Here is a 13916-nt window from a genome sequence, read left to right as displayed (position 1 = left end):
GTGTCAGGCCGAAGCCTTGTCGATGTATTTCACCGCATCGCCGACGGTCAGGATGGTCTCGGCTGCGTCGTCGGGAATCTCGACGCCGAATTCTTCTTCGAACGCCATGACGAGTTCGACCGTGTCAAGGCTGTCGGCGCCCAGATCATCGATGAAGCTCGCCTGATCCGTCACTTTGTCGGCATCGACGCCAAGGTGCTCGATGACGATCTTCTTGACGCGCTCTGCGGTGTCACTCATTTGGGCATCCTCGTCTTTTGTTTGTCTGTCTTCGTTAGCGGGCAGAATGCCGCTAATCAAGCTGAAAGATGGTCCTGCCGGAAACGCAACGGCTACGGACCGGTTTTTGCCCGAACCGCCGGGTTGCGGGCCGCATTACACGAAAATCGGCTGAGGTCCAAGCCGAAATGGGCCTTCTCTGATGACTTTGAACGGGTTCCGACGCGACCCTGCTCCATCCCATCCGTCGCATATCAAAACGGGCTTCCTGGGCATGCCGACCACCCAGACGAAAATCAACATTGGCGATAGGTCGCTAACTGAAAAGTTACTCGGCCATGGTAGCGTTAATGATTCCGCCAAGAAATGGCGCCTCGGCGACGGCGGCGGCGGCTTGCGATAATAAGAAAAGGAGTGGACGCATGTCATCCTTGCTCAACAAAAGACGCCTGACGATCAAGCGCTGCCTAGTCATACTGGCGGTTTTCGCACTTGGCATTCTGCCTGCGCGGGCATTGGAATCCATAAAGCTCCCAGAACCGCCGGACACAGTTGCTTTCAATATCCAGAAGAACGGTGAATCGACTCCGATCACGTTGAGGCAGCTGGAGAAGCTCGGCCTCTATAGGATCACCACCCCAAGCCCTTTCGAAAGCGGCCAGCTTACGTTTGAAGGCGTCCTGTTCAGCGATGTGCTCAAGCTGGTTGGATTGGAGGGCAAGGATTCTGTTGTTCTGCGAGCCGTCGACGATTATGTGCAGATAATTCCGAGAGAGGACTGGACCGACGGTCCTCTCCTGCTTGCCACGCGACAGGATGGAAAGTTACTGACCCGACGCACCCAGGGTCCCACCCGGCTCGTATACCCCCTCAATGACTATCCTAGCTTCGATACGCCGATTCGCAAACCACGATGGGTCTGGCTGATCAAGGCGATCGAATCCGGCAACTAGCGCCCGCGTGACCTTGATGGCAAGGTTTGGAAAGACGGGCTGGCGAGTTCCGGTTACATACGGGACAGCTATAGCTGCGGCGGTGGCCTGTTCGGGCATCTTGATCACGATGTTGTTTCTCAGCATCAGCAAGATCGAGTCCTCGCTGCCACGGTTCGGGTTTTTCGCCATCCGCGAATTCCACATCGCCATACGCGACGTGACGCACTTGCGGGATATGGTTTCGCTCGCTCAAGCCGCGCCCACGTCCGCAGCAAGCCTCGATCAGCTATTGGCGGCAAATGATCTGGTCTATGTCCGCTTCGAGCGGGTCGACGGCAGTGGAACTAGTCGCGAAATTCCGGCCTATGCGGCGATCGTGCCGCGCGTCAACGACTCGGTAACGCGGATTGATGCGCTGATCGCGGCCGGGCTACCTCTCGATGCAGACAGATTGAAGGAAATGGGGCTTGAACTCGATCAGATCGTAGCCCGAATGAATGATGAGTATTATAAATTCGGCGAACAGGTAAACGCCGATCTCTACGCCTCGGAAATCAGCCTGAATAGATTTAATTATCAGATAGCCTTCGCATTGGCGATCTTGTCACTACTTGCAATCGGAACGGCCGTGTTGCTTATCGGCCGCCGCGAGACCATAAAGAAACTGGAATTTCTGGCTTGGCGTGACGCGACTACTGGTCTGAAGAATCGTGCCTGGATGTCGGCCAACAGAGACGATTTGCTGGATCAGGCGAAGCTAGCTGGCAAGCAACTCCATCTTTACCTGATCGACCTCGATCATTTCAAGAATGTGAACGATACGTTCGGCCATCACGTTGGCGATCTCCTGCTGAAAGCCGTCGCCGAAATCCTGCAGTTGATCGAACGTCCCGGCGATGTATTTGCTGTTCGACTGGGTGGAGACGAGTTCGCCATCATCGAGATTGGAGTGGCGCATTCGGCCGAAAAAGCTCTCGGCAATCGTCTTCGGGAGCAATTGAATGGGTTTGCCGAATTGGAAGGCCATCAAGTTCGAGTTGGCGCAAGCATCGGCATGGCCAGTTTTCCGGAGCATGGCGCGGACATTTCAACCTTGATGCGCAATGCGGATAGCGCTCTCTACGCCGCAAAAGCCCAGGGGCGAGCTGATCTGGTGACATTTTCTCCTGCAATCCTCAGCCAAATCGATGTGCAACTTGGCGAAGAGGCCGCAATCAAGCGAGCGCTTAATTGCGACGAATTTTTCCTGGTCTGGCAACCACAATTCGAGTTGGCAACCGGGCGCATGACCGGTGCCGAGGCGTTGGTCCGCTGGCGCGACCCGATCTCAGGGGCGATTCGGCCGCCGATGACGTTTATTCCAACAGCCGAACGAAGTGACCTGATATTGGAACTCGACAAATTGGTCTTGAGCAAGGCTTGCCGGCAGGCAGCGCAGTGGCTGCCCATTTGCCCGGAGGACTTTGTCTGCTCGGTGAACGTTTCAGGCAAGAGTCTTCAGAACGACGTCTACTTCACCCATCTGGTTGAAGTGTTGCGACAAACGGCACTGCCGGCGTCACGTCTGCAGCTGGAAATTACTGAAGGGGTGTTTGTCCAGAACAGCCGAAGCGCCTTGCGTATCCTGACCGCAATTCGAAACATCGGAGTCAGTTTGGCGCTCGACGATTTTGGCTCCGGCTATGCGAGTTTCGGCTATCTCGCCGATTTCAACCTGGATCAGTTGAAGATCGACCGGTCGTTCTTGAGCGATTTGGCGTCGTCCCCGAAAAAGCAGAATGTCGTGCGAGGGATCATCGCGCTGGCCAATTCGCTCAGCCTGACAGTCGTGGCCGAGGGGGTGGAAAACGAAGCGCAGCTAGATTTTCTGATCGCTGAACAATGCCACCGCGCTCAAGGGTTCTTCATGTCGAAGCCCATCGAAGAAACCGTGCTGACAAATCATATGATTGCCCGGAGCGGCAGGACGAGAAGCGCAGGAAAATTCAAGCTGAGCCTCTCCGCCTAGTCATCGTTCGAAGCCTCGTCCCGAACAAAGCGGATGCGCGGGGAAGTGCCACAGTCCGGTCAGATCATCGCCATGCCACCATTTACATGGATGGTCTGGCCCGTGACATAGGCAGCTTCGTTAGAGGCGAGATAGGCGACAGCGGACGCGACTTCAACGCTGGTGCCCATGCGGCGCGTCGGGATCGCCGCCATGATCGCCTCTTTCTGCTTGTCGTTGAGCTTGCCGGTCATCGCCGATTCGATGAAGCCCGGGGCGACGCAGTTGACGGTGATGTTGCGGGTGGCGATCTCCTGCGCCAGCGATTTGGAAAAGCCGATCATGCCGGCCTTGGAGGCGCAGTAGTTGGTCTGGCCGGGATTGCCGGTGACGCCGACGACCGAGGTGATGTTGATGATGCGCCCGTGGCGGCGGCGCATCATCGGATGGGTGAGCTCGCGGGTCAGCCTGAACACTGCGGTCAAATTGACCTCGAGCACGGTGTCCCAGTCGGCATCCGACATGCGCACGAACAGCCCGTCCTTGGTGATGCCGGCGTTGTTGACGAGGATGTCGACACCTTCGAGATCGGCCTCGGCCTTCTGGCCGAGCGCCTTGACCTCGTCACGGTTCGACAAATTGGCTGGGAACAGCCTGACCCGGTCGCCAAGCTCGGTAGCCAGCGCTTCGAGTTTCTCGACGCGGGTGCCATGCAGGCCGACGATCGCGCCTTGCGCATGCAGCACCCTGGCGATGGCCTCGCCGATGCCCCCGGATGCACCGGTTACGAGCGCCTTGCGGCCAGTCAATTCGAACATTTTTGTCTCCTGATTGAGAAGAACACCCTTTTATAGGGATGGGATCAAATGACGCTTTATGCAAGCGCGGCCAGCACCGCCTCGACCTCGGCCGCCGAGCCGACCGACGCGGTGGCGATGTCGCGGTTGATGCGCCGCGCCAATCCTGAAAGCACCTTGCCGGCGCCGATCTCATAAAGCGTGGTGACTCCGTTTGCCCCAAGCCATTCCACTGTCTCGCGCCAGCGCACGCGGGCGATCACCTGCTCGACCAGACGCCGCGCGATCTCGTCGGGGTCATTGGTCGGGGTGACGGTGACGTTGGAAACGATGGGCACCATCGGCGCGGCCTTCGCCACGCTGGCGAGTGCCTCGCGCATGATCTCGGCGGCGGGCGTCATCAGCGCGGAGTGGAAGGGCGCAGACACCTGCAGCATCAGCGCGCGCTTGGCTCCCTTTTCAGTGCACAGTTTTGCCGCCAGTTCCACCGCGGCTCTTGCACCGGAAATGACCAACTGGCCACCGCCATTGTCGTTCGCCACCTGGCAGACAGAGCCCTTCCCGGACGCTTGGGCGGCCTCGGCGCAGGCAGCTTCGACATCGGCCTGCTCCAGTCCGATGATCGCCGCCATAGCGCCCTCGCCGGCCGGCACCGCCGCCTGCATGGCGTTGCCACGGATGCGCAAGAGCCGGGCGGCATCGGCAACCGAAACGAAGCCCGCCGCCGCGAGCGCCGAATATTCGCCCAGCGAATGGCCGGCGACATAGGCGACTTTGCCTTTCAGCGACAAACCACGCGATTCCAGCGCCCGGATCGCGGCCAGCGACACCGCCATCAGCGCCGGTTGCGCATTGGCGGTCAGCGTCAACGTCTCTTCCGGTCCTTCCCAGATCAGCTTCGTCAGGTTTTCGCCGAGCGCGTCATCGACCTCCTGGAAAATCCTGCGCGCCTCCGGAAAGGCGTCGGCGAGATCCTTGCCCATGCCGACAGCCTGGCTGCCTTGTCCAGGAAAGGTGAATGCAACGGCCATGCGAGGGCTCCCAAGGGTTGGTTTTGCTTGCCTGGTAGACGAGTTTTGCTTGCCTGTGACGCAAGGCAGGCTGCCAAGTCAAGCCACTTCAACCCTTCCTGACGGCAGTGTCACCCGCCGAGTGCCTGTTCCGAAAAGCTTTTTGGCGATCACACCTGATGAAAACCGCTCACGATTCGTTTGCTGGCTCTTCTTATTTTGCTTACAGGCGCTAGCATTGCGTGACAAATCCATGACAATCGAGTGACGTGTTGTCGCTGGGTGGGGAAATCAAAAGTGGCAAAGAGTTCAAAACGCGCCGGTAAGGCCGCGCCACAGTTCCTGGAAGACGACCCCTCCACCGGCTACCTGCCGGGCAGGAGATGGCCGGTCGTGCGCTATGGTCTGGTCAGCCTGGCCATCGCTGCCATCCTGGTGTTTTCCATCGAACTGATCGTGCGCGGCGACTTTGCCGGCACGGTCTCCTTCTTCCTGCAGCCGCTCAAGCCGGGCTGGACTACCATTGTCGTGTTTGCGCTGATCCTGGTTGGCCTCGATGCGGTGCTTGGGCGCAGCCACCAGAGCCTGATGATTGTCGCGCCGCTGACGCTTTCCCTTGCTTTCGTCGGTCACCAGAAGTCTCACTATCTCGGCGATCCGCTCTATCCGACCGATTTCCTCTATGCCCGCCAGATCTTCGCGCTGTTGCCGCTGCTGGTGCGCGACCGGCCGATGACCGCGCTCGCCATGGTCGTCGGCATCGTCGCCGGCCTGTCGCTGCTCGTCTACGGCTGGCGGCTGTGGCGCCGCAAGGTGCCGGCGCTCAGCCGCAAGGGACGTCTTGCCCGGCTGACGCTGGCAGTGCCGCTGCTCGCCTTCTTCGTTTCGATCATGGATTACGCCACCTTCTCCTGGACCAGGGATCGTCTGCAGATCATACCGATCATGTGGGATCAGAAGGAGAACTATGCCTCCAACGGTTTTGCGCTGGCCTTTGCCCTCAACGTGCCGATGGCGCATGTCTCGGCGCCACCGGGCTATTCCGACAAGGCAATTGCCGCGATCGGCAGGCCTGATGTAAGCGCCTCGGTACCGGCCGAGAAGCCCGACATCATCATCGTCATGAGCGAATCCTTCTGGGATCCGACCAAGCTGCCCGGAGTCACCATCAAGCCAGATCCGATCCCCAACGTACGGGCGCTGCGCTCGGGCTCTATGTTCTCGCCGGAATTCGGCGGCATGACCGCCAACATCGAGTTCGAGGCGTTGACCGGCTTTTCGAATGCGTTCCTGCCGGCCGGAAGCATCCCCTATCAGCAGTATGTGCGCACGCCGACGCCTTCGCTGGCAACCTTCCTCAAGAGCCAGGGTTACCGGGCGCGCGCCATCCACCCCGGCACGAACTGGTTCTGGAACCGTGGCGCGGTCTATGCTGATTTCGGCTTCAACGACTTCAAATCGGAAGAGACGCTGCCGCCAATGCAAAAGCGCGGGCCGCTGGCATCGGACGCGGCGATGACCGACGAGATCATCAGCGAGGCGGACGCCAGCGACGAGCCGGTGTTCTTCTTTGCCGTCAGCCTGCAAAACCACGGCCCCTATGAGCCGAACCGCTACTACAATCCGACGCATACGGTGCAGGCGCCGATCAGCCAATGGGCGCGCGAATCGCTGCTTAGCTACGCCGAGGGCTCAGCCGACGCCGATCGTGGTCTTGAACGCCTCGTCGAGTGGGCGAAGAAGCGCTCCCGCCCGACCGTGATCGCCTTCTTCGGCGACCATCTGCCGCCGCTGGGGCCGGTCTACGTCGAAACCGGGTTCCTCAAGGACAATGTCGCACCGCGCAAGGAAGCGTCGCCCGAGGCCGCCCTCGAACATCACGAGACGCCGCTGGTCATCTGGTCGAATCGCACCGGGCCGGCTCAAGACATAGGTGCCGTCAGCCCAGCCTTCCTGCCCTATCATATCCTGAAGACGGCCGGCATCACTCATCCCTACTACACCGGCTTCCTGGGTCAGATGAGCGAACGGTATCGCGTCGTCGACCGCAACCTGTTGCTGACGCCGGCTGGCGAGGCCACGCCCGATTGGGCGCGGCAGAAAGAGATCGACCCGGCGATCCGCGATTTCCGCCTTTTGCAGTACGATATGATGTTCGGCAAACGCAATGCGGCGCCCGACTTCTTCCCCGAAACGGTCGACAAGGTTGTCGCCCATACGAGTTGAACAGATTTGTCCTTCCGGACCGGTTCGGCCGGGCCCTCAGTTCGTCAATTGCAGCTTCGTGAACTTGTTGGCGATCTGCAGGAACACATTCGGCAGCTTGGTCGGATCGTTCACGGCATAATAGTCGCTCGGGTCCGAAGCGCAGGCGCTGTAAAGCGTGCGGTTGGCGGCGGTGTCGGATTGCAGCACCATTGTGTAGATCTGCACGCCCTCGCTCTTCAATTGCGTACAAACGCTTTTGGTCCAGCCGTCGACATTGCGCGCAGCGGTCGTCTGGTTGTCCGATCCGAAACGACCACCCGCCAGATAGCCATAGGGTGTGTAGTCTGATTTTGTCGGCTGTTCGCTGGCGCCATAGACAACGTTCTCGCCATCGGTGAGCAATAGTACGATCTTGCTGATGCCAGGCGTCTTCCATGGCGCGCCACCGGTATAGGGCGCGCCAGGCGACAGCACCCGCATGCCCCATGACAAGCCTTCGGAAACATTGGTACCCGAGCCGTTCCACTCGGTCATCTCGCTTGCCGCCTTGCGAAGCTTGTCAAAATCGTTGGTGAGAGGGACGACCGGTGTGGGGCAAGAGCGGTTGGGACCAACGGTGATGCGCGACCCAGTCTCAGTGATGAGTTCCTTGGCGGGGGCAACATATTTGGCGATCTTTTCCTTGTCGGACTTGCCGGGCGTCGACACATCGCTGACGAGATCACTGAGATCGATGCCGAGAAGGTTGGTCTTCTTCTTGGCGAGCATGACCTTGTCGCTGACGTCGTCGAGATAGGAATTGTTGTAGTATCTAGCCGAATTGCCGTAGGAGCTAGACGGCATCTGGGCGTCTTCCGGATCGTCCGGCGCAAAATACGGAACGAACAGCGTGTCGGGCTTGTTCGGATCGGGCGGCGTGTCGGAAATGTTGAAGGGGCCCGGTCGCGCCTCGACGCAACCTTTCCATCCGGTACCGTTCCATCCGGGCTCCGTCCATCCAGTCTCCTTGAGCTGTTTGAAGAGCGCCATGTGATTGGGACGCTTCCCGTCGATGGTCGGAAAGTTGGCGCCGTTGGTGGACGACTTGCCGTCCATATCGATCCAGGACGGGTCGAATTCGTCACCGTCGACGTTGACGGCTGTAACAAATGGAACCAGCGACGCGCGGACCTGGCGCGTCGGCGATTTTGTCGATTCGAGCGTATCGAGCAACGATTTGGTCGCCGTCCTCAGCGCCGTCATGCGCGCGCCGGCCATCGAGCCAGTGTTGTCCAGCACCAGCACGACTTCCAGCTGGTTGTTTGATTCGACGGCGGCAGCATCGACCGCGATGTGCTTGCTGTTGCCGAACAGGAAGGCAAAGTTCAGATTGACGTCCGCCGTGGCAACCGCCTTTGTCTTGATGAAATTGATGCCCTTGTCGACGCTCAACGTCGCCTGCGCATTTCCGAGTTCGCCGTGCCCGACGATATTGGCCTGGAAATAACGGTTGAAGGCGTCATTGCGGGTGACGTCGAGATCGCCAAGATGCGAAGAGGCAAGGTTTGCCCCATCGAGGGCATTCTGAAGATCGCTCTTGGCCCGCATGAGGGTGGAGACATCGGTTGCGAAACCGACGGCTGTCAGGATGACCGGCAGGCCCAGACCCATTACAAGCGAAAAATTGGCGCTCTTCGAGCGCCAGAACTTTTTGAGAAGCATTCTTACCCCCGAAATGCCTGCCGCTTTTTGTCGCGGCTTGTCCGGTTTTTGCCCCTTCGATGATGAATCGACCGTTTACGGCGAGATTTCACCTTCCATCACGTGACTTTGTGGTTAAGGCGAAGTTGCGGAAACCACAAACTCCGGCCACGGTTGCTGCTTGATTTTGGCCTCGCGCAACTCATAGAACGTCGTCTGCCCTTGCTTTGCAGCCGGATTGCTATATAGACGCCCGCAATCTGCCGGTCCTTGCTGGGGGCTGAACGGAGGGCCGGAGGTTTTTCGAAAACCTCCGTGTGATGCCAGAAGTGCTTCCGCCTCCCGTGTCTCCGCTCTCGACCGTCTCGTCATGCTCCTTTCTTCCCCGATTTTGCGGGTCAGAGAAGTTGCAGAGGCTTTTGCCGCCGGGAACCGGGAGAGAAACGAAGAAAGGCATAAGACATAATGGCTCTTTACGAACATGTGTTTCTTGCCCGGCAGGACCTCTCGCAGCAGCAGGTCGATGCGCTTGTCGAACAGTACAAGGGTGTCATCTCCGCGAATGGCGGGTCCGTCGGCCGGGTCGAGAACTGGGGACTGAAGTCCCTCACCTACCGGGTCAACAAGAACCGGAAGGCTTACTACACGCTGATGGACCTGAATTGCCCGCCGGCCGCGCTCAACGAGATGGAGCGCCAGATGGGTCTGTCCGAAGACGTGCTGCGTTTCCTGACCATCAAGGTCGAGGCGCATGAGGAAGGCCCGTCGGCCATGATGCAGAAGCGCGAAGAGCGCTCGGAACGTGGCGGCTTCGGCGATCGCGACCGTGGCGATCGTGGTCCGCGCTCGTTCGGCGACCGTGATCGCGGCGATCGTGGCGATCGTCCGCCGCGCTCGTTCGGCGACGCCGGTGCCGATCGTGGTCCGCGCCGTCCGCGCGAAGGCTTTGAAGGAGGTGCAGAATAATGGTCGACATCAACCAGATCCCGACCCGGCGCCCGTTCCATCGCCGCCGCAAGACCTGCCCGTTCTCCGGCGCCAACGCGCCCAAGATCGACTACAAGGACGTGCGTCTCCTGCAGCGCTACATTTCCGAGCGCGGCAAGATCGTGCCGTCGCGCATCACCGCCGTCAGCCAGAAGAAGCAGCGCGAACTCGCCAAGGCGATCAAGCGCGCCCGCTTCCTCGGCCTGCTGCCCTACGTGGTTCGCTAAAACTCCTGTCTGAAAACCGGGATCCAGTTTTCGGGCTCACTATCTAGCATGCGGGCGGCTTGCCGCCCGCTCTTCTCCCACGGCGACGGGCGCCGCAGGGTTGAACAACAAATCCCGGGTTGAGGTCAAAAACCTCTAACTGCCGCGACAGGCAGGACAGCGACACCAGCGCCCCAGGCGCTCAAGCTTCCTGACCTGTTCCAATGACATTCGGCGTCGACCTCAGCGATCGAGTGGCGCCCAACCGAAGGAACAAAACCATGGAAGTCATTCTTCTCGAACGCGTTTCCCGCCTCGGCCAGATGGGCGATACCGTCAAGGTCAAGGACGGCTTTGCCCGTAACTTCCTGCTGCCGCAGGGCAAGGCGCTGCGCGCCAACGAAGCCAACAAGAAGAAGTTCGAAGGCCAGCGCGCCCAGCTCGAAGCCCGCAACCTCGAGCGCAAGTCGGAAGCCAGCCAGGTTGCCGAAAAGCTCGACGGCAAGAGCTTCATCGCCGTTCGCTCCGCTGGTGAAACCGGACAGCTTTACGGTTCCGTTTCGACCCGCGACATCGCCGATCTGCTGACGGCGGAAGGTTTCTCGGTCAACCGCAACCAGATCCTGCTCAATCAGCCGATCAAGACCATCGGTCTCACCAATGTGGCGATCGCGTTGCATCCGGAAGTCGAAGTCACGATCACGCTCAACATCGCCCGCACGGCCGACGAAGCCGAACGCCAGGCCAAGGGCGAGACACTGACCACCGCCGAAGCCATCTATGGCGACGACATCAACGACAATGCCCGGCCGGAAAACTTCTTCGACCCGAACACCGAATTCGAGGGTGGCGAAGACAACGCCTGACCATGCGCCGCAGAGGATTGGAGCTTTGCTCCGATCACGATTGGAGCTGTGCTCCGATCACTTTGTCGGCATCCAGCCATACTGGACCAACGCCCGGGCCTCGCGCCCGGGCTTTTTTGTGCCAATGGAACTTTTCGAACCCCTATATATTGTTGCAGACTATAGCGTCGCGCGTCCTTTGGTCGCGTAAATGACGTTGTGAACTTTGGCTCGGCGCAAGGCTCCGCGGAAAATCGATTCCGATTCTCGCGGTTACGCGCCAAGACAGCCTGTCTGGCCGAGAGGGGACATTTGGTCATGAATATTCTGTTGAAGCGCGTTCTCGACCGCCTGGTGCGCACCGGCAACCTTAAGGTGACCGGCCCCAAGGGCGCGACGGTGGTTTTCGGCGACGGCAGCGGCGAACCGGTGCACATGCACATCAAGACCACGCATGCCGAGCGCGCCATCACCTTCGATCCGATGCTGGCGGTTCCGGAATCCTACATGGACGGCGAACTCGACATTCTCGAAGGTGGCGTGTTGGGCGTGATGCGCATCGCCTTCCAGAATATGGGCACCGGCGGTATCGACGCCACCTGGTCGAAAGCCATAGAAGGCCTGCGCCACGCGTTCCGCCGCCTGCAGCAGATCAACACCGCTTCGCGCTCGCGCCGCAACGTCCAGCGCCACTACGATCTGTCAGGCGATCTCTACCGGCTCTTCCTCGACGACGACATGCAGTATTCCTGCGCCTATTTCGAGCAACCGGACATGACGCTCGATGAAGCGCAGGCTGCCAAGAAACGCCATATCGCCGCCAAGCTCAGGCTGAAATCCGGCCAGACGGTGCTCGACATCGGCTCCGGTTGGGGCGGGCTCGGCCTCTACCTCGCCAAGGCGTTCGACGTCGACGTGCAGGGCGTGACATTGTCGACCGAACAGCATGGCGTCGCCACCGACCGGGCACACGCGCAAGGGCTGGAAAGCCGCGTGCATTTCGAGCTCAAGGACTACCGCGAGCTCAACGAGCGTTTCGACCGCATCGTCTCGGTCGGCATGTTCGAACATGTCGGCGTCAACCATTACCGCACCTTCTTCGACAAGAGCGCGACGCTGCTCAAGCCGGATGGCGTCATGCTGTTGCATACGATCGGCCGCTCCGGCGTGCCGTGGGCGACCAGCGCCTTCATCCGCAAATACATCTTCCCGGGCGGCTACATCCCCGCGCTTTCGGAGGTCATGCCGGCGATCGAGAAGTCGGGCCTGGTCGTCACCGACGTCGAAATCCTGCGGCTGCACTATGCCGACACGCTGAAGCACTGGGGCCAGCGCTTCGCCGCCAATCGCGACAAGGCCAAGGCAATTTATGACGAACGCTTCTGCCGTATGTGGGAATTCTACCTGGCAGCGTCGGAGGCCGCCTTCCGCTGGCAGGATCTGGTCATCTTTCAGATCCAGATCACCAAGAAGAACGACACGCTTCCGATGACACGCGATTACATCGCCAAGTGCGAAAAGACGCTTGAGATGCGCGATATGGGGCATCGCGAAACGGCACCGGTCAAAAAGAGCCCTGCTGCCAAGCCAGTTCGCCGCCGCAAGGTCGCGGATCCGGAATAAGCATTGCCGCTTGCCATTGTCGGCGCCTGCACTGAAAAAGGTCCCGTGATCGTCTCGAGACCTTTTTCATGACCTACGTCCTCTATGCCGCCGCCGCTCTGGCCGAGATCGCCGGCTGCTTTTCGTTCTGGGCCTGGTGGCGATTGGAAAAGTCGCCGCTTTGGCTGCTCCCCGGTTTGGCCTCGCTCGCGCTGTTCGGCTTCCTGCTGGCGCTGGTCGACACGAATGCCGCCGGCCGCGCTTACGCCGCCTATGGCGGCATCTACATTGCGGCGTCGCTTGGCTGGTTGTGGCTGGTGGAAGGCGTGCGACCCGACCGCTGGGATTTTGCCGGAGCGGCGCTCTGCATTGCCGGCGCCTCGGTGATCCTTCTCGCCCCGCGGGGCGCGTGAGATGGAACTGCCGGCGCCGCTTCGCCAAGGTGTAGAGCGCGTGCTCGAAAATGTTCCGCTGGCGACGCTGAAGCAAGCGGCAAAAACGCTGTCGGACCGCTACCGTGCCGAGTTGCGCGACGGCCGCATGCACATGGCCGAGGATCTGGCGGTCAAGGCCTATCTGGCGACGCGGCTGCCGGCGACCTATGCCGCGATCCGCGCCAGCCTCGCCGCGCTGAGCGATGCCAAGCCCGACTTTCAACCCAGGAGCCTGCTCGACGTCGGCGCCGGCCCTGGTACGGTGCTTTGGGCCACGACCGACCAGTGGCCAGATCTCGAACAGGCGGTGCTGCTGGAAGCGAGCGCGGCGGTGCGCAAGGTGGGCGAGGTGCTGGCCGGCGACGCGATTGCCGCCCGGACCAGTTGGCTGGCCGGCGACGTCACCATCGATCTTGCCGGCCTCGAGCCAGCCGATCTGGTGACGTGCGCCTATGTGCTGGATGAAATCGTTCCGGCATCCCTGCCGAAGCTCATCGACCGGCTCTGGCAGGTCACCGGCGACACGCTGCTGATCGTCGAGCCGGGCACTCCTGGCGGATGGCAACGCATCCTTGCCGTGCGCCGACAGTTGATCGAGGCGGGCGCGCATGTGCTTGCGCCTTGCCCGCATCAGGCGCCCTGCCCGCTTGCCCAGCCCGACTGGTGCCATTTCTCCCGCCGCGTCGCCCGCTCGCGCCTGCACCGGCTGGCCAAGGACGCCGACGTGCCTTGGGAAGACGAGAAGTTCATCTATGTCGCGGCTTCCCGCGACGCGCCCACCTCGTGCCAGGCACGAGTTCTTGCGCCGCCGAAATCCGGCTCCGGCAAGGTTCTGCTCAAGCTTTGCAGGGAAGACGGCACTGCCGCCGAGCGCTTGTTCACCAAGCGTGACGGCGCCGACTTCAAGCTCGCCCGGCGGCTGGGCTGGGGCGACAGGCTGGACGAAACCGCAATATGACCAGCGTAACTGTTCTTGCTTTGTTCTGACGAGTCAGATACGAATCAA

The 13916-nt window shown here is 60.4% G+C and carries 13 protein-coding genes; 9 read left to right on the top strand and 4 right to left on the bottom strand.

The genetic code is table 11. The features are described 5' to 3' along the window. Positions 1–3 precede the first annotated feature (3 nt). Complete coding sequence (locus NKJ01_RS17945) at positions 4–240, bottom strand: acyl carrier protein (RefSeq protein WP_023761599.1); 237 nt, start codon at positions 238–240, stop codon at positions 4–6. Between the two features lie 401 nt (positions 241–641). On the opposite strand from NKJ01_RS17945, the gene NKJ01_RS17940 reads away from it, so the two are divergent. Beyond that, positions 642–1172: a putative pterin-binding protein gene (locus NKJ01_RS17940; protein ID WP_352729820.1), complete on the top strand. Its 531-nt coding sequence runs from the start codon at positions 642–644 to the stop codon at positions 1170–1172. Between the two features lie 16 nt (positions 1173–1188). Then, on the top strand, positions 1189–3162 hold the full coding sequence (locus NKJ01_RS17935; protein ID WP_352729819.1) for a putative bifunctional diguanylate cyclase/phosphodiesterase: 1974 nt from the start codon (positions 1189–1191) through the stop codon (positions 3160–3162). A gap of 59 nt (positions 3163–3221) precedes the next feature. On the opposite strand, the gene fabG is transcribed toward NKJ01_RS17935, so the two are convergent. Continuing rightward, positions 3222–3959, bottom strand: coding sequence for a 3-oxoacyl-[acyl-carrier-protein] reductase (gene fabG, locus NKJ01_RS17930; RefSeq protein ID WP_352729817.1), 738 nt, complete (start codon positions 3957–3959; stop codon positions 3222–3224). Positions 3960–4015: 56 nt separating this feature from the next. Then, positions 4016–4969: an ACP S-malonyltransferase gene (gene fabD / locus NKJ01_RS17925; RefSeq protein ID WP_352729815.1), complete on the bottom strand. Its 954-nt coding sequence runs from the start codon at positions 4967–4969 to the stop codon at positions 4016–4018. 276 nt (positions 4970–5245) lie between these two features. Here fabD and NKJ01_RS17920 point away from each other — a divergent pair, with 276 nt between their 5' ends. Further along, positions 5246–7174, top strand: a complete 1929-nt coding sequence (locus tag NKJ01_RS17920; protein ID WP_352729813.1) for an LTA synthase family protein — start codon at positions 5246–5248, stop codon at positions 7172–7174. Positions 7175–7210: 36 nt separating this feature from the next. On the opposite strand, the gene NKJ01_RS17915 is transcribed toward NKJ01_RS17920, so the two are convergent. Next, the gene (locus NKJ01_RS17915) at positions 7211–8857 is read right to left on the bottom strand and encodes a pilus assembly protein TadG-related protein (RefSeq protein WP_352729811.1); all 1647 of its coding nucleotides are present in this window, start codon (positions 8855–8857) and stop codon (positions 7211–7213) included. Between the two features lie 444 nt (positions 8858–9301). On the opposite strand from NKJ01_RS17915, the gene rpsF reads away from it, so the two are divergent. From rpsF to NKJ01_RS17885, 6 genes are all read left to right on the top strand, one after another. Further along, positions 9302–9802, top strand: a complete 501-nt coding sequence (gene rpsF / locus NKJ01_RS17910) for a 30S ribosomal protein S6 (protein ID WP_023761609.1) — start codon at positions 9302–9304, stop codon at positions 9800–9802. Then, positions 9802–10050: a 30S ribosomal protein S18 gene (gene rpsR, locus NKJ01_RS17905; protein ID WP_006203718.1), complete on the top strand. Its 249-nt coding sequence runs from the start codon at positions 9802–9804 to the stop codon at positions 10048–10050. The genes rpsF and rpsR overlap by 1 nt, the downstream gene beginning before the upstream one ends. A 260-nt stretch (positions 10051–10310) precedes the next feature. Further along, on the top strand, positions 10311–10895 hold the full coding sequence (rplI, locus tag NKJ01_RS17900; RefSeq protein WP_031260841.1) for a 50S ribosomal protein L9: 585 nt from the start codon (positions 10311–10313) through the stop codon (positions 10893–10895). 297 nt (positions 10896–11192) lie between these two features. Beyond that, positions 11193–12497 carry a cyclopropane fatty acid synthase gene (locus NKJ01_RS17895; RefSeq protein ID WP_352729808.1) on the top strand — a complete coding sequence of 435 codons (1305 nt, stop codon included), beginning with the start codon at positions 11193–11195 and terminating at the stop codon, positions 12495–12497. A gap of 68 nt (positions 12498–12565) precedes the next feature. Continuing rightward, positions 12566–12889 (top strand): YnfA family protein, encoded by a 324-nt coding sequence (locus tag NKJ01_RS17890; RefSeq protein ID WP_352599144.1) that lies wholly within the window; start codon positions 12566–12568, stop codon positions 12887–12889. Position 12890: 1 nt separating this feature from the next. Next, positions 12891–13868, top strand: a complete 978-nt coding sequence (locus NKJ01_RS17885; RefSeq protein ID WP_352729806.1) for a small ribosomal subunit Rsm22 family protein — start codon at positions 12891–12893, stop codon at positions 13866–13868. Positions 13869–13916: the final 48 nt, after the last annotated feature.

Source organism: Mesorhizobium sp. M0276 (assembly GCF_040321755.1).
Lineage (GTDB): Bacteria > Pseudomonadota > Alphaproteobacteria > Rhizobiales > Rhizobiaceae > Mesorhizobium.
The sequence above is the reverse complement of the archived record's forward strand: the minus strand, read 5'-3'. Positions and strand labels throughout refer to the sequence as shown.

Bases quoted from the DNA above. Each gene is read 5' to 3' on its own strand.
- NKJ01_RS17885 (WP_352729806.1), top strand. From the start codon at position 12,891: ATGGAACTGCCGGCGCCGCTTCGCCAAGGTGTAGAGCGCGTGCTCGAA.
- rpsF (WP_023761609.1), top strand. From the start codon at position 9,302: ATGGCTCTTTACGAACATGTGTTTCTTGCCCGGCAGGACCTCTCGCAG.
- NKJ01_RS17890 (WP_352599144.1), top strand. From the start codon at position 12,566: ATGACCTACGTCCTCTATGCCGCCGCCGCTCTGGCCGAGATCGCCGGC.
- fabD (WP_352729815.1), bottom strand. From the start codon at position 4,969: ATGGCCGTTGCATTCACCTTTCCTGGACAAGGCAGCCAGGCTGTCGGC.
- NKJ01_RS17940 (WP_352729820.1), top strand. From the start codon at position 642: ATGTCATCCTTGCTCAACAAAAGACGCCTGACGATCAAGCGCTGCCTA.
- NKJ01_RS17895 (WP_352729808.1), top strand. From the start codon at position 11,193: ATGAATATTCTGTTGAAGCGCGTTCTCGACCGCCTGGTGCGCACCGGC.
- NKJ01_RS17915 (WP_352729811.1), bottom strand. From the start codon at position 8,857: ATGCTTCTCAAAAAGTTCTGGCGCTCGAAGAGCGCCAATTTTTCGCTT.
- NKJ01_RS17935 (WP_352729819.1), top strand. From the start codon at position 1,189: ATGGCAAGGTTTGGAAAGACGGGCTGGCGAGTTCCGGTTACATACGGG.
- NKJ01_RS17945 (WP_023761599.1), bottom strand. From the start codon at position 240: ATGAGTGACACCGCAGAGCGCGTCAAGAAGATCGTCATCGAGCACCTT.
- rpsR (WP_006203718.1), top strand. From the start codon at position 9,802: ATGGTCGACATCAACCAGATCCCGACCCGGCGCCCGTTCCATCGCCGC.
- rplI (WP_031260841.1), top strand. From the start codon at position 10,311: ATGGAAGTCATTCTTCTCGAACGCGTTTCCCGCCTCGGCCAGATGGGC.
- fabG (WP_352729817.1), bottom strand. From the start codon at position 3,959: ATGTTCGAATTGACTGGCCGCAAGGCGCTCGTAACCGGTGCATCCGGG.